Source organism: Pseudomonas sp. NBRC 111139 (genome assembly GCF_001753955.1).
Classification (GTDB): Bacteria; Pseudomonadota; Gammaproteobacteria; order Pseudomonadales; family Pseudomonadaceae; genus Aquipseudomonas; species Aquipseudomonas alloputida.
The window spans coordinates 82,174-103,485 of sequence record NZ_BCBP01000020.1 but is presented as its reverse complement, the minus strand read 5'-3'; the positions used below and the strand labels follow the sequence as shown (position 1 = coordinate 103,485).

Below are 21,312 nucleotides of genomic sequence, written 5' to 3'. Positions count from 1 at the left end.
CGACCATGCTGAAACTGCGACCCTTCGAAAGCCTCGGCCACGCCAACCATGGCTGGCTCGATGCCCACCACCATTTCTCGTTTGCCGAGTACTACGACCCGGCACGCATGCACTGGGGTAACCTGCGGGTTTGGAACGACGACCTGATCGCGGCCGGCAGCGGCTTCCCACCGCACCCGCACCGCGACATGGAAATCATCACGTATGTGCGTGAAGGCGCGATCAGCCATCAGGACAGCCTGGGCAACAAGGGCCGTACCGAAGCCGGTGATGTTCAGGTAATGAGCGCCGGTACCGGCATTGTGCACAGCGAGTACAACCTGGAAGACATCGATACACGAATTTTCCAGATCTGGATCGTGCCGGAGCGCACCGGTGAAGCACCGCAGTGGGGTAGCCGGCCGTTCCCCAAAGGCGAGCGCGGCGAAGGCTTCGTGACCTTGGCCAGCGGCCGCGCGGGTGACGAGGACAGCCTGCAGATCCGTACCGATGCCCGTCTGGTGGCTGCCACCCTGCGGGCGGGTGAAACCGCCGAGTACCGCTTCGATGCCGCACGCCGGGGTTACCTGGTGCCGGCCAAGGGGCTGGTGGAAGTCAACGGGTTGCGGGCCAAGGCGCGCGATGGCGTGGCGATCGAGCAGGAAGCGGTGCTGCGGGTGACCGCCATCGAGGACAGCGAGATCGTGCTTGTGGATGTGGCCTGAAAACCAGGCCTGTGACAATCCATGTCGCAGCGCAAGGCGGCTCCCATGGAACAACCGCTAACCCGTCGGGTTAGCAGGGTTTTATGGGGGCACGCTTGCGGCCCTGGACCTGCCCGGCTATCGCAAGGCAGCCTTCAAATATTGGCGCCATCAGCCAGCCTGCACTAGCGTTGTGCTACCAGCCAGCCCAACGTTCCTGCGGAGTACTCGATCATCATGCCGGACCTGCGCCCGAACCCGACGCTGTGCCTGGAGTACCGTGCCGAACAGCCCATTCACCACGCTTTCATCCAGCAGGCCAGCCGCTGCCCGGCGGGCATTGCCATCATTGGCCAGCACACAACCTGCAACTACTCCCAACTGGAGCAGATCAGCGCGGGCATTGCCGCGTTTCTGGTTAAAAACGCCACCAGCGGCACCGATCGTGTGGTCATCGTCACCCGCCGCAGCGCCGCCCTGGTATACGCCATGCTCGGCTGCCTGCGTGCCGGCCTGGCCTTCACCGTGGCTGACGCCGCTTACCCTGCCGCGCGTATCGAGCAAATCGTCAACACCCTGAAGCCTGCGGTGATACTGCGCTGTGCCGAGGCAACCGTCGACGTCGGCCAGCCCATGGTCGTCACGGTGCCTGAAGCCCCCGCGGAGGCGCTGCAGGCCTTCCCTCGCCAACCTGTCGCGCTGCCCGCTGTCAGCCCTGAGCAGCCGGCCTACATCACCTTCACCTCGGGCAGCACCGGTGAACCCAAGGGCATCGTTACCCACCACGCACCGCTGGTGCACTTCATCGACTGGCATGTGCGCCAGCACGGCTTTACCCAGGCCGACACCTTCTCGCTGCTTTCTGGCCTGGGCCACGACCCGGTATACCGCGACGTGTTCACGCCACTGTCGCTTGGCGCGACCATTGCCTGCCCGGCGCAGTCGACCCTGACCGACCCCTCACGGCTGGCCAGCTGGCTTCAGCAGCACGGTGTGAGCGTGATCCACCTCACCCCGCCGCTGGGCAAGCTGATCGAAACTGGCGCACACCTGAACGGCCAGGTTCTCGACCACCTGCGCTACCTGTTCTGGGGTGGCGATGCACTCAGCCCGACGCAGTACCAGCAGGTCCGCGCCATCGCACCGAATGCCGTCAATGTGAACTTCTACGGCACCACCGAAACCCCACAGGCCATGGCTTTCCATACCCTCGACCCGGAAATGGACAATGCCCGGGTGCCCTTGGGCAAAGGCATTGCCGATGCACAATTGCTGGTGATAAACCCGGCCAACCAGCTGGTCAGCGAGGGCGAGACAGGCGAAATCCTGATCCGCAGCCCCTACCTGTCGCGGGGATACTGGGGCGACCCGGGGCTGACCGAAGCCAAATTCATCGCCAACCCGTTCACCGCTGACGCGGCTGACCGCTGTTACCGCACGGGCGACCTGGGCACCTACCTGGCCGATGGCAGCGCCAGTTTTCTGGGGCGTGCTGACAGCCAGGTGAAAATCCGTGGGCATCGCATCGAGCTGGCGGAAATCGAGAACACCATCAGCCGGCACCCACACATAGGGCAATGCGTGGTCCTGGCCAACCACGAGGGTGCATCGACCCGGCTGGTGGCCTATTGCGTCGCACAGCAGGCCACCCGAGCTGACGAACTGCGCCAGGCCCTCGCCGGCCAGTTGCCTGACTACATGGTACCGGCGCTGTTCGTGTTCCTTGATGCCCTGCCGCTCACCCCAAACGGCAAGGTCGACAAACGCGCGCTGCCTGCTGCATTTGACGACAGTATCAGCCCACCGTTGTCACCCTTGGCCGAAAAGCTGAGTACAGCCTGGGCACGCATCCTCCAGGTGCCGCGCCTGGACGCCAGGTTGAGCTTTGTCGAGCTGGGCGGCGACTCGCTGTCGTTCGTACAGGCTTCGCGCGTGCTCGAAGCACTCATCGGCCACCTGCCTGAACGTTGGGAAACCCTGCCGGTGTGCCAACTGGCCGAGCTGAGTGCGCCACCCAAAGGCACGTGGCGGGTAATGGAGATGCCGGTGTTCATCCGCATGCTCGCGATCATCCTGATTGTGGTCGGCCACCTGGGCGAGTTCGACCACTGGCTGATCGTCGGCGAAACCTCGGTGCTGTTTCTGGTCTCCGGCATCGCCCTGGCGCGCTTTCAGCTCAAGGCCATCGAAGCGCGTGGCGATGCACGCACGCTGCTCAGGTCACTGGCAGCCATCGTGGTGCCAACACTGTTGTATACCGCATTGATCCAGCTGGTATTCGACCGGCTACATTGGCAATCGCTGCTGCTGGTTTCCAACTGGTTCCCCGCCAGCGAGGTCAGCCTGTTCAACTATTGGTACATCGAAGTGTTGGTGCAGATGATCGTGATCATTGGCCTGGTGCTGTCGATCAAGCGCGTGCGCCAGGTGCTGGTTGCCGATCCGTTTCGCTGGCTGATCATCGCTGCCTGTGCACTGGTAGCGCTGGATGTGTTCCTCAACCAGTTCGTATTCGACGCCAGTGCCCTGCTCAACCGGGTACCCCAGCACTTCCTGGCGGTGATGGTGCTGGGCATGGCCGTGCACCATGCCGACACGACCTCACGCAAATGGGTGGCCAGTGCGGTGGCCGTGCTGGTGGTGGGTGAGCTGGACCTGATGGCGGTTGCCGGTGTTGGCTGGCAAGCGTTCACACGCTATGTCGACATCGCCCTCCCAGCGATACTGGCGCTTGTCTGGTTCCGCTCGGTGCCAGTACCCGCCCTGGTTGCACGGGCAGGTGCGGTGATCGCTTCGTCAACCTTGTATATCTACCTGACGCATTTCCAGTTCGAGTCGGTGGCGGACCATGTTTTCAGGCACCCGCTGTTCGAGGTGGCCCTGGCAATCGCTGGAGGGGTGCTGGTGAGCTATTGCTGGAACACCCTGTTACGTCTGCTGTTTACCCGCAGGCGCAAGCAGCACCAGGCGCGTGGAGCCGATCCAGCTGAGCGCGCCACCTCTGCCTGAACGAAGATGTCCCCGCCGGCGCATGCACTACGCGCGTCCGGCCAGTTCAGCCAGCACCTCGACCGAGGTGGTGACCTGGCGGAAGTGGTGCTTCCACAGGTCGGTCCCCAGCTTGCCCGAGCGGTCCAGCGATGACCCTATTGTCATGTCTGTCACCAGCGTGGGCATCAGCCCTGCATCGAACAGGGCAAAGCCGGCGGCCAGCACGCAGGTTTCGGTCTGCAACCCACACACCAGCACCCGCTCGACACCCAGTTGCCGGATGTAGTCGATAGCTTCGGCACTTTGCCCATAGCCATGCTTGACGAACACCTGGTCGGCCTCGACCAGGCTCTCGTCCTCGGCCGCCGGGTGCCAACCGAGCTGGCGCTCGAACGGCGTGACCTGTTCATCGTGCAACTCGACCGAGGCTATGGTGGGAATGTTCGCTGACAACCGCCGCAAACCATCGACCAGCCACTCGGGCGGGCTGAAGGTGGACTGAACATCGACGATGAGCAAAACCTGGCGCATACCTTACTCCGGCCATCATGCAAAATGGCGCGGAGTATAACGCGTGGCGCCGGGGCTTGATCACCAATCGATACATCCCACCAACATGCCGGCTCAAGCTCGCCGAATACCTTGGCGCGCCCTGGCCCTGCAGGCTGCCGTAGCTGCGACGTATTCCTTCAGGCTATGATCGGTCACCCTGCCGCGGACACCCTGAGCCATGCCCGTAGACCTGCAAGCGTTGTACCCCAGGCTGATCCATCTGATGCTGGACACGGTATTCGTGGTCGACAGGGACAACCAGATCGTGTTCGTCAGTGATGCCTGCGAGACACTGCTGGGCTACCAGGCCTGCGAACTGATCGGCACGTCCATCACCCAGTACATGCACCCTGACGACCTCGCGGCCACGCGCGCCTCGATCATGCGGGTGATGAACGGCCAGCCGCACTACGACTTTTGCAACCGTTACCTTCGCAAGGATGGCAGCGTGGTGCACATTTTGTGGGCGGCCTGCTGGTCCGAGGAGGCCCAGGCGCGTATCGGCGTGGCGCGGGACGTTACCGCCCAGCGCAAGGCCGAAGACGAACTGCGCTTCCTCGCCCATCATGACCCGCTGACCCGGCTGGCCAACCGCGCCATGTTCAATGAACGGCTGGACACTGCCCTGGCCGCGGCCCGGCGTCACAACCGCAGGCTGGCCTTGCTGTTCCTCGATATCAATGACTTCAAGCAGATCAACGACAACCACGGCCACAGCGTGGGTGACCGGGTCCTGTGCACACTGGCCCGCCGCCTGGAACGCTGCGTAGGGGCGGCTGGCACGGTAGCGCGGATGGGCGGTGACGAATTCACCGTGTTATTGCCCGATTGCCCGTCGCCGGAGGCCATTGCCACGCACGTACAGCACATTCTCGCGGTCATGGCCGAACCGCTCGACGCCGAGTTTGCTGGCATCGATGCACCGTCCTGCAGTATTGGCGTGGCCCGCTTTCCCGAAGACGGCAACGATGCCGACATGTTACTGCGCCATGCTGACGGGCACATGTACCGAATCAAGCGCCAACGCGCTGCGACTGGCTGAAAGCAAGGGCACACCGCATGGCTGAACACCTGCAAGCAACTGCCGGGCAAACACCCGCCTCTGTCGGCCTGGGCCAGGCATTGCTGTTCTGGCTGAAGCTGGGTTTCGTCAGTTTCGGCGGCCCGGCCGGGCAGATTGCGATCATGCACCAGGAGCTGGTGGAGCGGCGCCGCTGGATCAGTGAACGGCGTTTCCTGCATGCCCTCAACTACTGCATGTTGCTGCCCGGGCCCGAGGCCCAGCAACTGGCCACCTACATCGGCTGGCTGATGCACCGCACCTGGGGCGGGGTGATGGCCGGCGCTCTGTTCGTGCTCCCGTCGCTGTTCATCCTGATCGGCCTGTCGTGGGTGTACCTGACCTGGAGCGAAGTACCGGTGGTCGCCGGGATTTTCGAAGGGATCAAGCCGGCCGTGACCGCCATCGTCGTGCATGCCGCCCACCGCATTGGCACGCGGGCGCTGAGGAACGGCTGGTTATGGGCCATTGCCGCGGCCTCGTTCGTGGCCATTTTCGCGCTTGACGTCCCCTTCCCGCTGATCGTGCTGGCGGCCGCACTGCTGGGTTATGTCGGTGGCCGGCTGCTGCCGGCACAGTTCGCGCCCGGTGGTGGCCACAGCGCAGCCAGGGCCCGCCAGCGCCCGGCGCTGATTGACGACGATACCCCGATACCCGCGCACGCCCGCTTCAGCTGGGGCCGCCTGGTGACCTTGCTGCTGGCAGTTGCAGCGCTTTGGCTTCTGCCCATGGGCCTGCTGATGGCGGCCTTTGGCTGGCACGGCACACTGACGCAAATGGGCTGGTTCTTCACCAAGGCGGCGCTGCTGACTTTCGGCGGTGCCTATGCGGTGCTGCCCTATGTCTATCAAGGGGCTGTCGGCCACTATGGCTGGCTGTCGCCCACGCAGATGATCGATGGCCTGGCGCTGGGCGAGACCACGCCCGGGCCGCTGATCATGGTGGTGGCCTTTGTCGGTTTCGTCGGCGGCTACCTGCAGCCGATGTTCGGCGCCCACCAGGCGTTCCTCGCGGGCGCAGTGGCAGCGAGCCTGGTGACCTGGTTCACCTTCCTGCCCTCGTTCCTGTTCATCCTCGCCGGAGGCCCGCTGGTGGAGTCGACCCACAACGAACTGAAGTTCACCGCCCCACTGACCGGGATCACTGCGGCGGTGGTGGGGGTAATCCTCAACCTTGCGCTGTTCTTCGGCTACCACGTGCTGTGGCCGGCCGGGTTCGATGGCGCGTTCCACTGGTCCTCGGCGGTGATAGCGCTCGCGGCGGCTGTGGCGCTGTTCCGCTACAAGCGCGGGGTGATACACGTGTTGATCGGCTGCGCCGTTGCCGGGCTTGCCCTTCACCTTTTCCGCTGATGGAGCCGATCATGCGCAACCCTGAAGACGCCTTGCTCGACAGTTGGCACCATAACGCCCAAGTCTGGATCGACGCCGTACGCAGCGGCGCCATCGAAAGCCGTCGCCAGGTCACCGACCAGGCCATCCTGCTGGCCATCCTCGGCCGCCAGCCCGAACGGGTGCTCGACCTGGGCTGCGGTGAGGGCTGGCTGCTGCGCGCGCTGGCCAGCCGGGGTATCGAGGCCGTGGGCGTCGACGGCGACAGTACCCTGGTGGATGCAGCGCAGGCTGCGGGCGCGGGTGAGGTGCACCTGGCCAGCTATGCGCAGCTGGCTGAGGCGAAGGTGCATGTTGGCAAGGACTATGACGTGATCTGCGCCAACTTCGCGCTGTTGCACCAGGACATCATTGAACTGTTGTCGGCCATGCGTACTTTGCTGGTGCCAGGCGGTGCGCTGGTGATCCAGACCCTGCACCCGTGGAGCGTGGCCGGCGGGGCTTATCAGGATGGCTGGCGAGAGGAGTCTTTTGCCGGGTTTGCCGGGGATTGGCAACCGATGCCTTGGTATTTCCGCACCCTGGCCAGCTGGCTGAATGCGCTGGACATGGCGGGGTTGAGGCTGGTCAGTCTGCAGGAACCGCAGCACCCGCAGAGCGCGGTGCCGCAGTCGTTGTTGATGGTGGCTGAGCGTCACTGAATCGGGCCGTAACGATCCTGTGGAAGCAGGGTTCACCCCGCTCCCACAAGACAGGCCGGTGCAGGCGACTACAGCACCGGCTTGCGCGCCGCGCCGCTTCGGGCCTTGGCCATGGCTGCCAGGCGCACCGCAACGTTGGCAGCGCCGTAACCGGCGTACCCCGCCTTGCGCTGGATGATCTCGAAGAAGAAACGCTCCTCGAACGGCTCGGTGTAGACGTGGAACAGCTCGCCACCTTGAGCGTCACGGTCGTACAGCACGTTGTAGTACGCCAGTTCGCTGAGGAACTCGTCGTCGAAATCGAAACGCGCCGCCAGGTCGTCGTAGTAGTTCAGCGGGATTTCCAGCAGCGGTACCCCTGCCAGCTTGGCCCGCGCCACTTCGCGGAAGATGTCGTCACAATCGAAAGCGATGTGATGCACGCCCGAACCACGGTAGCTTGACAGCGCATGGGCGATGGCGGTGTTGCGGTTTTCCGAGATGTTCAGCGGCAGGCGCAAGGTGCCGCACTGGCTGCGCAGGGCGCGGCTCTTGACCAGGCCATACGGGTCGGGCAGCACCACTTCGTCGTCGGCGGCGAAGTCGAACAAGCTCTTGTAGAACAGCACCCAGCTGTCCAGCGACTCGGCCGGCAAGGCCAGGGCCATGTGGTCGATGCGGCGCAAGCCGCCGGTCGCGGCTGCGTTGTTGTCCAGGCTGAAGTCGGTGTCGTACAGGGTGTGGCCGGCAGTGCCCTGCTCTACCAGGTACAGCAAGCTGCCATCGGGCGCACGCACCGCCGGCACTTCGCATTCGTTGGGGCCGACCAGGCCGCGGAACGGCTGGCCACGGAAGGCGGTGGCCCGCTTCAGGGCCGCTTGCTGGTCCTTGACCCGCAGCGCAGTGGCGCACAGCGACGGGCCATGGGCCTCGAAGAAGTTGTGGCCGAAGGAATACGGTTCAGCGTTCAGCACAATGTTGATGTCACCCTGGCGCAGCAGCTGCACTTCTTTGCTGCGGTGCTTGCCGGCTTCGGCAAAGCCCAGGCGCTTCAACCAGTTGCCCAGGCGCGCGCCGACGGCTTCGTCGACCGCGAACTCCAGGAACTCCACGCCGTCATAAGCGCTGGCCGGCGGCGGGGAGAACAGCACGCCAGGTTCGATCGGCGTGTTTTCCTGCTCCAGGCGCAAGCGGGTCTGCTCTTCGAGGTACAGCAGCGAACGCAAGCCGTCGGCGGCATTCTGCCGGGTCGGTGCGGCGCGGAAGCCGTCGTTGAAGATTTCCAGCGACAGCGGGCCACGGTAACCCGTGGCGAGGATCGGCGCGAGGAAACCGGCCATGTCCATTTCGCCCTGCCCCGGGAAGCAGCGAAAGTGGCGGCTCCACTCCAGCACATCCATGGCCAGGATCGGCGCATCGGCCATTTGCACGAAGAAAATCTTGTCGCCGGGGATGTCGCGGATCGCGCTGGGGTCACCTTTGAGCGACAAGGTGTGGAAGCTGTCGAGGATCACCCCGAGTGCCGGGTGGTCGGCCTGGCGCACCAGGTTCCACACTTGCTGGTAAGTGTTGACGTGGCGGCCCCAGGCCAGCGCTTCGTAACCAATGCGCAGGCCACGCTTGCCAGCATGTTCGCCCAGCAGGCGCAGGTCGTCGACCAACAGTTGCTCGTCACCCAGGGCATCGGCCTGGACGTTGCTGCACACCAGCACCAGGTCGGTACCCAGCTCCTGCATCAGGTCGAACTTGCGTTCGGCGCGGTCGAGGTTTTTCTGCAGGCGGTCACGGCGGCAGCCTTCAAAGTCGCGGAAAGGCTGGAACAAGGTGATGGCAATGCCCAGGTCGGCGCACATCTGGCGCACCTGGCGCGGGCTGCCAGCGTAATAGAGCAGATCGTTCTCGAAGATCTCGACGCCGTCAAAACCGGCGGCGGCGATGGCTTCGAGCTTTTCCGGCAGAGTGCCGCTCAAGGACACGGTAGCGATCGAACGCTGCATGGCGGGAGTTCCTTGTTGTTGGAAGAATACGGTGCCATTCGGGCAAACAACCCCTGTTACAGTTTATGGCACGATCGATTATTCGCAGGTAAAGTCGTCGCTTCAATCTCTTTGTACGGAATGGTTAGTTTTGCGTTCGATTATCGCACAAAACCCGTTTTAGCGAATTGCTAGACCGCGGGCCCGTGGTCAACATGGACCACAGACGCAGGCACACCGACCGTTGCCTCCTGCCTTGGCATAACCTCTGGCGGAACCTGCGCAAACAACAATAACAACGGAGACAACGATGGCTCACTCCAGCTCGCAAGCAAAGAAAGCGACCGCCAGTGGATGGATAGGCTCGGCACTCGAGTACTACGACTTCTTCATCTACGCCCAGGCCGCTGCGCTGATTTTCCCGCAGATTTTCTTCCCTAACACCGACCCGAAAATGGCCATCATTGCCTCGTTGGCCACCTATGGCGTGGGCTACCTGGCACGCCCGATCGGCGCCTTCGTACTGGGCCACTGGGGTGACACCCGCGGTCGCAAGAACGTACTGCTGCTGTGCATGTTCCTGATGGGCCTGTCGACCATGGCTGTCGGCCTGCTACCCACCTACCACGACATCGGCTACCTCGCACCGGCCTTGCTGGTGGTGTTGCGCCTGATCCAGGGCTTTGCCGTGGCCGGGGAAATTTCCGGTGCAAGCTCGATGATCATGGAGCACGCGCCGTTTGGCCGAAGAGGCTACTACGCCAGTTTCACCCTGCAAGGTGTGCAAGCGGGTCAGGTACTGGCGGCGGCGGTATTCCTGCCACTGGCGTACTTCATGCCCAGCGAAGCCTTTACCGAATGGGGCTGGCGCATTCCGTTCCTGATGAGCGCCATCGTGCTGATTGCCGGCTTCATCATCCGTAAGGAAGTGCACGAAACCCCAGCGTTCGTTCAAGAAGAGAAACAGGACAAGGTTGTCAAGTCGCCCATCAGCGAAGCCTTCCGCCACAGCTGGAAGCACATGGTGCTGGTGATGTTCATGGCCCTGATGAACGTGATCCCGGTCGTGGCCACCATCTTCGGTGCGGCCTACGCGGTACAGCCGGCGTATGGCATCGGCTTCGACAAGAGCGTCTACCTGTGGATTCCGGTGGTCGGTAACATCGTCGCGGTGCTGGTGATCCCGTTCGTGGGCAACCTGTCGGACAAGATCGGCCGTCGCCCGACCATGATCGCTGGCTGCCTGGGCTCTGGCCTGCTGGCCTTCGTCTACCTGTATGCGATCAGCATCCAGAACGTGCCAATGGCGTTCGCAGCCTCGATCGTCATGTGGGGCATGGTCTACCAGGGTTACAACGCGGTGTTCCCAAGCTTCTACCCAGAGCTGTTCCACACCCGCTACCGCGTTACGGCCATGGCCATCGCGCAGAACATCGGCACCATGCTGACCGCCATGCTGCCCGCGCTGTTCGCAATGGTTGCTCCGCCGGGCTCGGACAACATTCCGCTGGTAGTCGGTGGGCTGGCCTTCTTCATCACCGGCGTGTGCGCCCTGGCGGCCTACATTGCCCCGGAAACCCACCGCCTGGCGATGGACGACCTGGGCAACCCAGACGCCAAGCCGATGGAAAAGGCTGCCTATGAAGCCAGCCGTAAAGGTAGCTTTCAGGCGGTGAGTCACTGATAGATTGCAGGGGCTGCCTTGCAGCCCCTTCACGGGCAAGCCCGCTCACACAGGTACCGTACAGGCTTCAGCCCTGATGCGATCCCTAGAGAGCGGGCTTGCCCGCGAAGGCTTCAGCCCTTGATCACGTCCTGCAGACGTGCCCACAGCCGCTGCACATCCCCCCGCTCGGTCGGCAGCGCACCAATCGAAACCCGCACCATCCACCGCCCGTCCAGTGTAGCCGGCGTCACATAAGCATCGCCGGATGCATTCAGCCGCTCGGCCCAGCCCTTGGTATGCGCATCCAGCGCCTCCCCTTCAAGCCCCGCCGGTCGATGGCGAATGCACAAGGTCTGCAGCTGTACTGGCGCCAGCACTTCCCACTCCGCCGCCGCCTCGACCTGCCCCGCCAGCCACTGGGCATTATCCAGGTCACGCCGCAGCCGCGCCTGCAATGCATCGACACCCTCGCTGCGCAACATGAACCACAGCTTCAACGCACGGAACCGACGGCCCAGCGGAATGCCCCAGTCGCGCAGGTTCTTCACCTCGCCATCCACCGCCGACTGCAGGTAGCTGGGATTGGTGCTCATCACCCGGATCAGGTGCTGCGGATCGCGCACGTAGTAGATCGAGCAATCGAAGGCCACACCCAGCCATTTGTGCGCGTTGACCACCACCGAATCGGCCAGCTCGATACCGTCCCACATCCAGCGGCACTCGGGCAGGATCATCGCCGAACCAGCCATGGCCGAGTCAACGTGCAACCACAGCCCATTGGCCTGGGCGATTTCGCCCACCGCGCGCAGCGGGTCGAGGGCAGTGGTCGTCGTGGTGCCGGTGGTGGCAACCACGGCGCAGGGCTGGTTGCCGGCAGCCAGGTCCTGTTCGATCGCCGCCTGCAGTGCTTCTGGGCGAAGGGCGTAGCGGTCGTCGGTGGGGATCAGGCGGATATTGTCACGGCCAAAACCTGCCAGCAGTGCAGCCTTGTCCACCGAGCTGTGGGCGTGGGCGCTGACATACACGATCAAAGGCTTGGGCTCGGCCTGCAGGCCACCACGTACCAAGGCGTAGTCAGTGGCGCGTTCACGGGCACTGATCAGCGCCACCAGGGTGCTGGTCGAGGCAGTGTCCTGGATCACCCCACTCCACTGGCCAGACAGGCCAAGCAACTGGCGCAGCCAGTCGAGGGTGGTTTCTTCCAGTTCGCTCAGGGCCGGGCTGGATTGCCAGGACAGGCCCAGCACGCCCAGACCGGTACTGAGGAAGTCCCCCAACACCGAGGACAGGGTGCCATTGGAAGGGAAATAGCCATAGAAATCCGGGTGCTGCCAATGGGACAGGCCGGGCATGACCAGGTTATTGACGTCGTCGAGAATGGCCGCGAAAGGTTCGCCTTGTTGAGGGGCAGTTGCGGGCAAGGCGGCCTTGAGATAGCCAGGTTCGACCTGGGCCATGACCGGGCGTTCGCCCACGGTCTGGCGGTAGTCGGCAATCAGGTCGATCAGTTGGTGGCCGTACTGGCGGAATTGTTCGGGGGTCACGCTAGCTCTCCTGGGGTTATCCATTGCCTGTGCTGGCCCTTTCGCGGGTAAACCCGCGCCTACAGCCGCGAAGAAGCCGCACAATCAACACAATGCCCCAGTCTAGGCACCTATCCCCAGCCGAATAACCCCCGCTTCACGCATAGCTGCTATGGCAAACCCGCATGCCCACCCTGCACCCCGAACTGCGACTGACGCCACAGCTCGAACACCCGGTTGCGCAACCAGCGGTGCTCGGCCGAAGCCTGCAGGCGCTGGTGCCACACCACCCAATAGCGCTGGCTGTGGTCAATGAAGCCCAGTGGCCGCCAGGCCAGGTGATGTAAACGGCACAACTGCCGGGCAATATGCTCGGGGACCGTGGCCACTGCCTGACTGTTGGCAATCACTTGTACCGTGGCGCAGAAGAACGGCACTTCGAGGCTGACCCGCCGCTGCAGGCCTTGTGCACGCAAGTGCCGATCGATGAAGCTGTCCTTGTCGCCACCGCCCGAAATGCGCACATGCTTGTACGCCAGGTAGTCGGCCTGGCTGAGCGCGGCCTGCGCGGCCAACGGGTGATCCTGGCGCATCAGGCATACCGCGCGGTCCTCACCCAGCAGCCGTCCATGCAGGTTGGGCGGCGACTCGTCGAACAAGGTGGTCGCCAGGTCGATTTCTCCGCTGGCCAGCAAGGCGTACTGGCCGGCCTGCCAGGTGCGGTACTCCAGCGACACACCTGGCGCTTCGCGCTCCAGCGCCGCCACCAGCAGCGGCAGCATGTGCTCGGCGACATAGTCCGAAGCGGCCAGGCAGAACCGCCGCTCGCAACGCGCCGGGTCGAAGATGGCGGGCTGGCGCAGCGCGTGCAGTTCTTCGAGCACCTGGCGCAAAGGCTCGACCAGGGCTTCGGCGTGTTCGCTAAGCACGTAACCACGCCCTTGGCGCACCAGCAATGGATCATCGAAGGCTTCGCGCAGGTGGGCCAACTGGCGGCTAAGGGCCGATTGGCTGACGCCCAGGCGCTCGGCCGCGTGGCTGAGGTTTTTAAGCTGCAACAGGTGGTCGAGGGTACGCAGGTGGGCGAGGCTGAGGGAGGCGAAGGTGGGGTTCATGCAGGCTCCCTGCGGTGGAATTCAAGGGCCCTCTCGCGGGCAAGCCCGCTCTCACAGGGTTCTCACATCGTTCAGCATCGTGAAGAACCTGCGGGAGCGGGCTTGCCCGCGAACAGGCCGCAACGCGGCCCCGACGATTACTCGGTCAGGCCAACATAGACGTTCTGCACGTCATCGTGCTCGTCGATCGCCTCGAGGAACGCTTCGACCTCGGCCAACGCTTCAGCACTCAGGCTGGCCGCGCTTACCGGGTTTTTAGGGGTGTAGCCGATTTTTGCCGCAGTCACGGTGAAACCATGCTCTGGCAGGGCCTTCTGCACCGCGTCCAGGTCGGTGGTGTCGGTGATGAACAGGGTCGAGCCCTCTTCTTCACCTTCCTCGAAGTCCTGGGCACCGGCTTCGATCGCGGCCATTTCCGGATCAGCGTCAGCGCTCGCAGGCATGGCTTCGATCAGGCCTACATGGTTGAAGTCCCACGCTACCGAACCGCTGGCACCCAGCTGGCCCTTGCGGAACAGCACGCGGATCTGCGCGACGGTGCGGTTGATGTTGTCGGTCAGGCACTCGACGATCAGCGGTACCTGGTGCGGTGCGAAACCTTCATAGCTCACCGCATGGTATTGCACGGCATCACCGTCCAGGCCAGCGCCCTTGCGGATTGCCCGATCCAGGGTCTCGCGGGTCATCGAAGCTTTCTTGGCTTGCACGATGGCCAGGCGCAGGCGCGGGTTCATGTCGGGATCGGCACCCGACTTGGCCGCGATCTGGATTTCCTTGGACAGCTTGCCCATGATCTTGCCTTTGGCATTGGCCGCTGTTTCTCTATGTTTGGCTTTCCACTGTGCGCCCATGTCGACTCTCTTGTTTCAGCGGCCGGTTCAGGAAGCGACCGGCCAAAAGTGGGTGCATTTTATACGCCCTCGAGCATGGGATCGACAAGAAATCTCATCAGCCTTTATCGGCCTTGCCCGCCGCTGCGGCAAACCGCGCCAACCGCACGTCCAGCCTTCGCGGGCGCACACCACGATCTTCGGCCTGCTCCTTGCGGCGGATGGCATTGCGCACCATCAGCGAGCCCAGGTAGCGGATCGGCTCGGGCGGGAACAGCCCCAGCGGCCCTTTGACCAGCGGCGACCGGGTCCACGGGTTGTCCAGTCCCAGCGCCAGCGACGAAAGAATCTGCCCGCCCATGTGGCACGGGCCAACACCGCTGCCGGAGTAACCAAAGCCATAGAACACGTTGCCCTGCCCGTCCAACCGACCAAAGAACGGCAGGCCGGTTACCGAGCGATCCGACGGCCCGTTCCAGCTGGCCGCCAGTGGCACCTCGGCCAAGGCCGGGAAAAAGCCGCCAAGGCTTTCGCGCAGCAACCGCCGATACGGCGACGGCTGGTCGAACACCGGCAACATGCGCCCGCCATAGGCAAACGTGTTGCCGCCCTTGCCGAGCATCAGCCGGCCATCGGAGGTGTTGTGGTAGTAGTGCACGAAAATACGCGAGTCGAGCACGCTGATGCCGCTGTCCAGGCCGATCTGGCGCAGCAGCTCGGGGCACGGTTCGGTAATGACCATGTCGCTGGAAACGATCGTCACACTGCGCTCGAACTGCGGGAAGACGCGCGCCATCCAGGCATTGAGGCCCAGCACGACACGGTCGGCGCGCAGCGTGCCGTGGGCCGTGCGTACCTGCACCGGGGCGCCGTGTTCCAGGCCGGTCATGGCGGTGCCTTCGTAGAGGCGCACGCCGCGCTGCAAGGCCACGCGGCGCAGGCCGCGCACCAGTTTGCCCGGCTGCACGGTGGCGGCGGCCGGCGAGAACCAGCCCTCCAGGTGCCGTGCCGAACCGGCCAGGCGCTGCACCTGCTCCAGCGGCAAGCGGCGGAACGAGTTGATGCCCTTGTGCTCCAACGCAGCGATCACCGCGTCGGTGGCACCGACCTGCGCTGCGTTGGTGGCCGTGTACAGCGTGCCGTCCAGGCGGTAGTCGCAGTCGATGCCATTGGCCGTGCAGAACACACCAATGTCTGCGATGCTGCGCTCCGACTCGCGCACCAGCCGCACCGCCTCCGCCGCCCCGAACAGGCGTTCGAGGGTGAAGTACTTGGCCGACCAGGACAACGCACACCCCCCATTGCGGCCGCTGGCACCGGCACCACAGATGTCGGCCTCGATCAGCACCACATCCAGGGCCGGTACCGCTTCCTTGAGCATCAGTGCCGTCCACAGGCCGGTGTAGCCGCCACCGACAATGCACACATCGCAACGGGTATCGCCTTGCAGCGGCGGGCATACCGCCTCCCGCGCCGAATCCAGGGCCTGTTGCAGCCAGAAGGGTCTCATTCGCTCGCTTTCCTTTAAGTACGCAGTGGCTTGATTGCCATGCTGGTGTTCGGTGCCACGTCGGTGCATTGCGCGCTGCTGGCCGGGCGGCTGTTCCAGTGCGGCAGCAACACCAGCGCCGAGAACAGCGCACAGCCCGCGAACACGATGAACACCGTGACGCCGTCGAAGTAACCCGGCAGCAGCCCACCCAGCACCGCGCCCACCGAGCCACAGCCGTTGACGAAACCTGCTGCGGTGGCGCCGGCCTTGGCGGTGCCGAAGTCGATGGCTGCAGCGCCGCTGATCATCGAGTCCGGCCCGTACAGGGTCAGGCCCATGACGAACAGCAGCGCCACCACCAGCAGCACGCTGCCGGTGTGCATGGCCGCCATGAACGCCGCCAGTGTCACGGTCAGCAGCACCAGGCTGATCACGCAGGCCGGCATGCGCCGGGCGCCAAACAGTTTGTCGGAGGCCAGGCCGATCATGATCGGGCCAAGCAGCCCGGCCAGTTCGAAAGCAGTCGGGATGATTGCCGCGCCCACTTTGCCCACCGAGGGCATCTGCTCGAAGACGATTACAGGGCCCCACAGCAAGATGGCGTAGCGCGCCGGCTTCAGCAGGAAATACGCCAGGCCCAGGGTCAACACCGTGCGGTTGCGCAAGATTTCCCGCAGGGGTGCCCACACGCTGCACAGGTTGTCGGCCGGGGCCATGCTTTGCGGCTCGGGCTCAACCGCCGGCAAGCCGACGTCCTCGGGTTTGTTGCGCTGCAGGAAGAAGAACAGCACCGCCACCAGCGCCACCACGACCGCGCTGGAGAAGAACGCCGCATGCCAGGTGCCCACCAGGGTGTAGGCCCACCAGCCCGCGAACGGCGACGCCACCAGGCCGCCGAAGGCATAGCAGGAACTCCACAGGCCCAGCACCCGCCCGCGCTGCGAAGCCGGGAAGAAGCTGCCGATGTTCTTGCACAAGCCGGCCCAGCCGGTGGATTGCGCCAGGCCCTGTACCAGCATGCAGGTGGCGAAGATCGGGAAGGTTGCGTAACTGCCCATCACCACTGCCGCCGCCGCAGAAATCAGCAACCCGCCCAGCACGACCACGCGCGGGCCGAAGCGGTCGGCAAGCATGCCCCAGGTGAATTGACCCACGGCATAGGCGGCCAGGTAGATGGCGTCCAGGTTGGCCATGGCGGCCTTGTCGAGCATGAAACCTGGGTCTTCGGCGATGCCCAGTTTGGCCACCGAGAAGGCTTTGCGGGTGAAGTAGAAGGCGGCGTAAGCCAGCCAGGTGATGGCGAAAATCTGGATGCGCCAGCGTTTGAACGCGGCTAGGGATTGATTCATGTAAGTCTGACCTCTTGCTCAAGTGTGCCGGCAGAATGTGAAGAAACGCCTGTCTTGTTCTTGTGTTACGCACAGCGATGACGAGGCTGTCATCGGGTCAGGTGGCGCCGTGTGAGCGCCATGGCCCTGGCGGCATTCGTGGTGCCAGCGTCGGGCTGAAATCCATGGAAACAGTTGCTGTAAGATAAATAAAATCGATTTATCGTATTACACACATAAGCCCAGCTTGTTACTGAGGTCGTCATGTCGGTTTCCCACGCTCAACTCAAGGCTTTCCACGCGGTGGCCGTACACGGCAGCTTTACCCGCGCCGCTGAAAGGCTGTTTCTTACCCAGCCTGCGGTGTCCGATCAGGTGCGCAAACTGGAGGAGCGCTTCGGCGTATTGCTGTTCCACCGCAACAAACGCTCGGTGCAGCTCACCGACCTTGGCGAGCGGCTGCTGGGCATCAGCCAACGCCTGTTCGCCTGCGAGGCCGAGGCACAAGAGCTGCTGCACGACTCGCGTGCGCTGCACACCGGCAGCCTGGTGCTGGCAGTGGATGCGCCGGTGCACGTGCTGCCGCAGATCGCCCGCTTCTGCCAGCGTTATCCGGGTATCCAGGTGAAGATCGAAACGGGCAATACCGACGAATCGCTGGCGCGGCTGTTCAGCTATCAGGCCGACCTGGCCCTGCTGGGGCGGGATGTCGACGATGAGCGCCTGCATTGCCTGCCGCTGCGTCGTGACCCGATGGTGGCGTTCGTTTCCCACCACCACCCATGGGCCAGCCGTGGCTCGATCAGCCTGGCCGACCTGGACGACACGCCACTGGTGCTGCGCGAGCCCGGCTCGGTGACGCGGCAGACGCTGGAAGAAGAGATGCAACGTGCCGGCCTGCGGATACGCGCAGCGATCCAGGTGGAAGGCCGGGAAGCGGCGCGTGAAGCGGTGGTGGTAGGGATTGGTGTGGGCGTGGTGTCGGCGGCGGAGTTCGGTGCCGATGCGCGGGTGTGTGCGTTGCCGATCGTCGATTGCCAGCGGCATTTGACCGAGACCCTGGTGTGCCTGAGCGAGCAGCGTACGCGCCGGGTGGTGGCGACTTTCCTGCAGATGGTCGAGGAAGGGGTGTAGGCCAGATCAGGCAACCCAACTATGCTGGGATAACCCCAATCCCCGGCCCCCCACCCCATGCTCTACCGCCTTGCCGCCGACACCCTGGTGCTGCTGCACCTGGCCTTCATCCTGCTGGTGCTGTTCGGCGGGCTGCTGGTGCTGCGCTGGCGCCCTGCCCTGTTGCTGCACTTGCCGGCCCTGGCCTGGGGCCTGGCGGTGGAGTGCCTGCACCTGGGCTGCCCGCTGACCACCTGGGAAAACCGCATGCGCAATGCCGCCGGTGACGCCGGTTACCAGGGCAGCTTCGTCGAGCACTACGTCTGGCCACTGATATACCCCGCCGGCCTGACCCCGCAGATCCAGCTGCTGCTGGGCACCCTCGTGCTGGCGCTGAACCTCGGCATCTACAGCTACGTGGCCTGGCGCTGGCGCCGCCCTAGCGGGTAGCGATCACGAACAACCGCGGGAAGGGCAACAGGACCTTGCCATCAGAGGCCGGCGGATAATCGCGCTGCATGGCCTGCAGGTACATCTGCAGGAAGTCGGCCTGCTCCTGCTCATCAAGCCTGGCCAGATAAGGCCGCAACGCCGAGCCCTTGAACCATTCCACTACCGCTTCGGCGCCCCCCATCAACGGGTGATGATAGGTGGTGCGCCACACATCCACCCGTGCGCACAGCGGGCTGAGCAAGTCGTAGTAGAACGCCGCGTTGTGCCGTGGCGGCAGCTGCAAGTCGGCGAACTTCGCCGCCCAGGGGCCTTGGCTTGCGATCTCGCGCAACTGCCGGTGGGCCGGCTCGTCGAGGTTGTCCGGGGTCTGCACGGCCAGGCTGGCGCCTTCGCTGAGCTGGCGCACCAGGTGCGGATACAGCAAGGCGTGGTCAGGTACCCATTGCAGCGAGGCATTGGCCAGGATCAGGTCCTGCGGCTCGGGGGCAGCCCAGCCGGCAATGTCGGCAATGACCGTGCGCACACGCGGGATGCACAGCCGCTTGCGCTCACGGGCCTTGTCGATCATGTCCGGGTCGCTGTCCAGCGCCGTCACCTGAGCATCGGGGTAACGTTGCAGCAGCACTTCGGTCGAGTTACCGGGGCCGCACCCCAGGTCGGTGGCGTGGCGCACCGGCCGTGGCGGGATGGCGGCAATCAGGTCGCGTACGGCGCGTGTGCGTTCGTCTTCGAACAGGGAATACTGGTTGGCAGACCAGGCCATGTGCGGCTCCTTTGGGCGGGCAATGTGCCTAGCATATGCCATCTGTCGCCCGGCGGGACGGTTGCGAACGGATTACCCCGGAACTGATCACCTCTGCTTGAAGTCAGTCCTTGCATGCGCACGCCCTTGAAGACCTACATCGCCCTCGCCCATCCTGGCCCTGATCGCTGCGGCCGCCCTGCTCGGTTCACCGTGGATGAACCAGCGTTTCCACATGCCTGCAGAAAAAGCCCAGGCCCAACAACGCGAAACGGCCGGGTCCCCAAGGGAGCCGGCCGTTTCCAGACGCGAGTGACGCTTAGTGCTGCTTGCTACCAGAGCGGATCTGGTGCACCACACCCATCGCCACCACGACCGCCGCAGCGATACCGGTGGAAATGACCAGAATCTGGTAGTCAGGCATGAAGGCCATGGTGACCAGGGCAGCCACGATGAACGCGATCACCAGGTAGGTCAGCCACGGGAACAGCCACATCTTCAGGCGTACTTCCTTGCCCTCGGCAATCAGCTTGCGGCGCATGCGCAGCTGCGAGAAGGCGATGACCAGATACACCAGCAGGGCGATCATGCCGGTGGTGTTCATCAGGGTGTCCAGCACGTCTTTCGGGCGCAGGGTCTCGCTGAAGTTGATCAATGCACACACTACGGCCACGGCGCACGAGCCCATGATCGCGTACACCGGTACACCGGTACCGGCGCGGGTGATCTTGAAGAACGACGGCGCATCGCCACGCTGGGCCAGGGAGAACAGCATGCGCGAAGCGGTGTAGTGGCCCGAGATCAGGCAGCTGCTGACCGAAGTCAGCACCACGAAGTTCATCAGCAGCTCGGCATACGGCACGCCCAGCAGTTCCAGGGTACGGCGATAGGCGCCATAGCCAGAAACACCCAGGTGCGGGTCGTTCCACGGTACCAGGCAGACGATCAGGAAGATCGAGCCGACGTAGAACAGGCACACACGCCAGACCACCGAGTTGGTCGCCTTGACGATCTGCGCAGCCGGGTCTTTGGCTTCGGAAGCGGCGATGGTGACGATTTCGGCGCCGAGGAAGGCGAACATCACCCCGAGCAAGGCACCGATCACAGTGGTGATGCCATTGGGCATGAAGCCTTCGGCGGTGAGGTGGCTGATGCCACGCACTTCACCGAACTGCCAGATGTTCATCACGGCAGCGGTACACACGATCAGGAAGCAGACGATCGCAATCACCTTGATCAAGGCGAACCAGAACTCGAACTCACCGTAGTGCTTGACGTTGAAGAAGTTGACGGTGATCAGCAACAGGGTCGTGGCCAGCACGAACACGTTGACGCTGACGTCGGGGAAGAAACCATGCAGGATCTTGCCCGCCACATAAGCTTCCCAGGCCATGAGGATGACCCAGTACCACCAGTACAGCCAGCCGATGGTGAAACCGGCCCAACGGCCAATGGCGCGGTCGGCGTAGGTTGAGAACGAGCCGGTGTCAGGCGAGGAAGTCGCCATTTCACCCAGCATGCGCATGATCAGCACCACCAGGATGCCGCCTGCCAGGTAGGCCAGGACAGCGGCTGGGCCGGCACTGTGGATCACGCTGCCGGAACCGACGAACAAGGCGCCGCCAATAACCCCGGCGATCGACATCATCGTCAGGTGGCGCGACTTCAGCGAGGCACTGAGCTTGCTCTCGTGCCCGCTTTTCGCGGTGGTGGTTGTGGATGTTGCGTCCATCAGTTGTGTACCCCGTGCTTCTTTTTATCCAAGGAAAACTGTGAA

At 63.9% G+C, this 21,312-nt stretch carries 17 protein-coding genes and 1 pseudogene; 9 read left to right on the top strand and 9 right to left on the bottom strand.

What is annotated here, in order from left to right; translation table 11 throughout:
• The first annotated feature begins 5 nt into the window (after positions 1-5).
• A complete protein-coding gene (locus tag BJQ17_RS05695) occupies positions 6-704 on the top strand; it encodes a pirin family protein (protein WP_070095725.1) in 699 nt (232 codons plus the stop codon).
• 216 nt (positions 705-920) lie between these two features.
• Positions 921-3,692 carry an amino acid adenylation domain-containing protein gene (locus BJQ17_RS05690; protein ID WP_070095724.1) on the top strand — a complete coding sequence of 924 codons (2,772 nt, stop codon included), beginning with the start codon at positions 921-923 and terminating at the stop codon, positions 3,690-3,692.
• Positions 3,693-3,719: 27 nt separating this feature from the next.
• On the opposite strand, the gene BJQ17_RS05685 is transcribed toward BJQ17_RS05690, so the two are convergent.
• Positions 3,720-4,205 carry an isochorismatase family protein gene (locus BJQ17_RS05685; protein ID WP_004575408.1) on the bottom strand — a complete coding sequence of 162 codons (486 nt, stop codon included), beginning with the start codon at positions 4,203-4,205 and terminating at the stop codon, positions 3,720-3,722.
• A gap of 199 nt (positions 4,206-4,404) precedes the next feature.
• Here BJQ17_RS05685 and BJQ17_RS05680 point away from each other — a divergent pair, with 199 nt between their 5' ends.
• From BJQ17_RS05680 to BJQ17_RS05670, 3 genes are read left to right on the top strand one after another with little or no spacing between them, the layout of a single operon-like run.
• Complete coding sequence (locus tag BJQ17_RS05680) at positions 4,405-5,268, top strand: sensor domain-containing diguanylate cyclase (protein WP_070095723.1); 864 nt, start codon at positions 4,405-4,407, stop codon at positions 5,266-5,268.
• A gap of 17 nt (positions 5,269-5,285) precedes the next feature.
• Complete coding sequence (gene chrA / locus BJQ17_RS05675; RefSeq protein WP_070095722.1) at positions 5,286-6,638, top strand: chromate efflux transporter; 1,353 nt, start codon at positions 5,286-5,288, stop codon at positions 6,636-6,638.
• A gap of 11 nt (positions 6,639-6,649) precedes the next feature.
• Positions 6,650-7,318 carry a bifunctional 2-polyprenyl-6-hydroxyphenol methylase/3-demethylubiquinol 3-O-methyltransferase UbiG gene (locus BJQ17_RS05670; protein ID WP_070095721.1) on the top strand — a complete coding sequence of 223 codons (669 nt, stop codon included), beginning with the start codon at positions 6,650-6,652 and terminating at the stop codon, positions 7,316-7,318.
• Positions 7,319-7,386: 68 nt separating this feature from the next.
• On the opposite strand, the gene quiC is transcribed toward BJQ17_RS05670, so the two are convergent.
• Positions 7,387-9,294 (bottom strand): 3-dehydroshikimate dehydratase QuiC, encoded by a 1,908-nt coding sequence (gene quiC, locus BJQ17_RS05665; protein ID WP_004575405.1) that lies wholly within the window; start codon positions 9,292-9,294, stop codon positions 7,387-7,389.
• 289 nt (positions 9,295-9,583) lie between these two features.
• Here quiC and BJQ17_RS05660 point away from each other — a divergent pair, with 289 nt between their 5' ends.
• Positions 9,584-10,957: an MFS transporter gene (locus tag BJQ17_RS05660; RefSeq protein ID WP_003250787.1), complete on the top strand. Its 1,374-nt coding sequence runs from the start codon at positions 9,584-9,586 to the stop codon at positions 10,955-10,957.
• Between the two features lie 113 nt (positions 10,958-11,070).
• Here BJQ17_RS05660 and BJQ17_RS05655 read toward each other — a convergent pair whose 3' ends face one another.
• The 5 genes from BJQ17_RS05655 to BJQ17_RS05635 form a co-directional block, all read right to left on the bottom strand.
• A complete protein-coding gene (locus BJQ17_RS05655; protein ID WP_003250785.1) occupies positions 11,071-12,483 on the bottom strand; it encodes a DOPA decarboxylase in 1,413 nt (470 codons plus the stop codon).
• A gap of 149 nt (positions 12,484-12,632) precedes the next feature.
• Positions 12,633-13,577 carry a LysR family transcriptional regulator gene (locus BJQ17_RS05650; protein WP_003250783.1) on the bottom strand — a complete coding sequence of 315 codons (945 nt, stop codon included), beginning with the start codon at positions 13,575-13,577 and terminating at the stop codon, positions 12,633-12,635.
• 137 nt (positions 13,578-13,714) lie between these two features.
• Positions 13,715-14,428 (bottom strand): YebC/PmpR family DNA-binding transcriptional regulator, encoded by a 714-nt coding sequence (locus tag BJQ17_RS05645; RefSeq protein ID WP_070095720.1) that lies wholly within the window; start codon positions 14,426-14,428, stop codon positions 13,715-13,717.
• 97 nt (positions 14,429-14,525) lie between these two features.
• A complete protein-coding gene (locus BJQ17_RS05640) occupies positions 14,526-15,917 on the bottom strand; it encodes an FAD-dependent oxidoreductase (RefSeq protein ID WP_070095719.1) in 1,392 nt (463 codons plus the stop codon).
• A 14-nt stretch (positions 15,918-15,931) separates the two neighbouring features.
• Complete coding sequence (locus tag BJQ17_RS05635; RefSeq protein ID WP_003250778.1) at positions 15,932-17,248, bottom strand: MFS transporter; 1,317 nt, start codon at positions 17,246-17,248, stop codon at positions 15,932-15,934.
• A gap of 243 nt (positions 17,249-17,491) precedes the next feature.
• Between BJQ17_RS05635 and BJQ17_RS05630 the strand changes: the two genes are divergently transcribed.
• The gene (locus BJQ17_RS05630; protein ID WP_003250776.1) at positions 17,492-18,361 is read left to right on the top strand and encodes a LysR substrate-binding domain-containing protein; all 870 of its coding nucleotides are present in this window, start codon (positions 17,492-17,494) and stop codon (positions 18,359-18,361) included.
• A 57-nt stretch (positions 18,362-18,418) separates the two neighbouring features.
• Positions 18,419-18,790 carry a DUF2784 domain-containing protein gene (locus BJQ17_RS05625; RefSeq protein ID WP_003250774.1) on the top strand — a complete coding sequence of 124 codons (372 nt, stop codon included), beginning with the start codon at positions 18,419-18,421 and terminating at the stop codon, positions 18,788-18,790.
• Here BJQ17_RS05625 and tam read toward each other — a convergent pair.
• Positions 18,780-19,556, bottom strand: coding sequence for a trans-aconitate 2-methyltransferase (tam, locus tag BJQ17_RS05620; RefSeq protein ID WP_003250773.1), 777 nt, complete (start codon positions 19,554-19,556; stop codon positions 18,780-18,782). The genes BJQ17_RS05625 and tam overlap by 11 nt on opposite strands.
• Positions 19,557-19,670: 114 nt before the next feature.
• Between tam and BJQ17_RS32030 the strand changes: the two are divergent.
• Positions 19,671-19,851: pseudogene (locus BJQ17_RS32030) on the top strand (hypothetical protein).
• 3 nt (positions 19,852-19,854) lie between these two features.
• On the opposite strand, the gene BJQ17_RS05615 reads toward BJQ17_RS32030, so the two are convergent.
• Positions 19,855-21,267 (bottom strand): amino acid permease, encoded by a 1,413-nt coding sequence (locus tag BJQ17_RS05615; protein WP_004575400.1) that lies wholly within the window; start codon positions 21,265-21,267, stop codon positions 19,855-19,857.
• Positions 21,268-21,312: the final 45 nt, after the last annotated feature.

Excerpts from the sequence above, each read along its gene's own strand:
- BJQ17_RS05670 (WP_070095721.1), top strand. The coding sequence starts at position 6,650 with ATGCGCAACCCTGAAGACGCCTTGCTCGACAGTTGGCACCATAACGCC.
- chrA (WP_070095722.1), top strand. The coding sequence starts at position 5,286 with ATGGCTGAACACCTGCAAGCAACTGCCGGGCAAACACCCGCCTCTGTC.
- BJQ17_RS05685 (WP_004575408.1), bottom strand. The coding sequence starts at position 4,205 with ATGCGCCAGGTTTTGCTCATCGTCGATGTTCAGTCCACCTTCAGCCCG.
- quiC (WP_004575405.1), bottom strand. The coding sequence starts at position 9,294 with ATGCAGCGTTCGATCGCTACCGTGTCCTTGAGCGGCACTCTGCCGGAA.
- BJQ17_RS05695 (WP_070095725.1), top strand. The coding sequence starts at position 6 with ATGCTGAAACTGCGACCCTTCGAAAGCCTCGGCCACGCCAACCATGGC.
- BJQ17_RS05635 (WP_003250778.1), bottom strand. The coding sequence starts at position 17,248 with ATGAATCAATCCCTAGCCGCGTTCAAACGCTGGCGCATCCAGATTTTC.
- BJQ17_RS05625 (WP_003250774.1), top strand. The coding sequence starts at position 18,419 with ATGCTCTACCGCCTTGCCGCCGACACCCTGGTGCTGCTGCACCTGGCC.
- BJQ17_RS05645 (WP_070095720.1), bottom strand. The coding sequence starts at position 14,428 with ATGGGCGCACAGTGGAAAGCCAAACATAGAGAAACAGCGGCCAATGCC.
- BJQ17_RS05615 (WP_004575400.1), bottom strand. The coding sequence starts at position 21,267 with ATGGACGCAACATCCACAACCACCACCGCGAAAAGCGGGCACGAGAGC.
- BJQ17_RS05660 (WP_003250787.1), top strand. The coding sequence starts at position 9,584 with ATGGCTCACTCCAGCTCGCAAGCAAAGAAAGCGACCGCCAGTGGATGG.
- BJQ17_RS05640 (WP_070095719.1), bottom strand. The coding sequence starts at position 15,917 with ATGAGACCCTTCTGGCTGCAACAGGCCCTGGATTCGGCGCGGGAGGCG.
- BJQ17_RS05690 (WP_070095724.1), top strand. The coding sequence starts at position 921 with ATGCCGGACCTGCGCCCGAACCCGACGCTGTGCCTGGAGTACCGTGCC.
- BJQ17_RS05680 (WP_070095723.1), top strand. The coding sequence starts at position 4,405 with ATGCCCGTAGACCTGCAAGCGTTGTACCCCAGGCTGATCCATCTGATG.
- BJQ17_RS05630 (WP_003250776.1), top strand. The coding sequence starts at position 17,492 with ATGTCGGTTTCCCACGCTCAACTCAAGGCTTTCCACGCGGTGGCCGTA.
- BJQ17_RS05650 (WP_003250783.1), bottom strand. The coding sequence starts at position 13,577 with ATGAACCCCACCTTCGCCTCCCTCAGCCTCGCCCACCTGCGTACCCTC.
- tam (WP_003250773.1), bottom strand. The coding sequence starts at position 19,556 with ATGGCCTGGTCTGCCAACCAGTATTCCCTGTTCGAAGACGAACGCACA.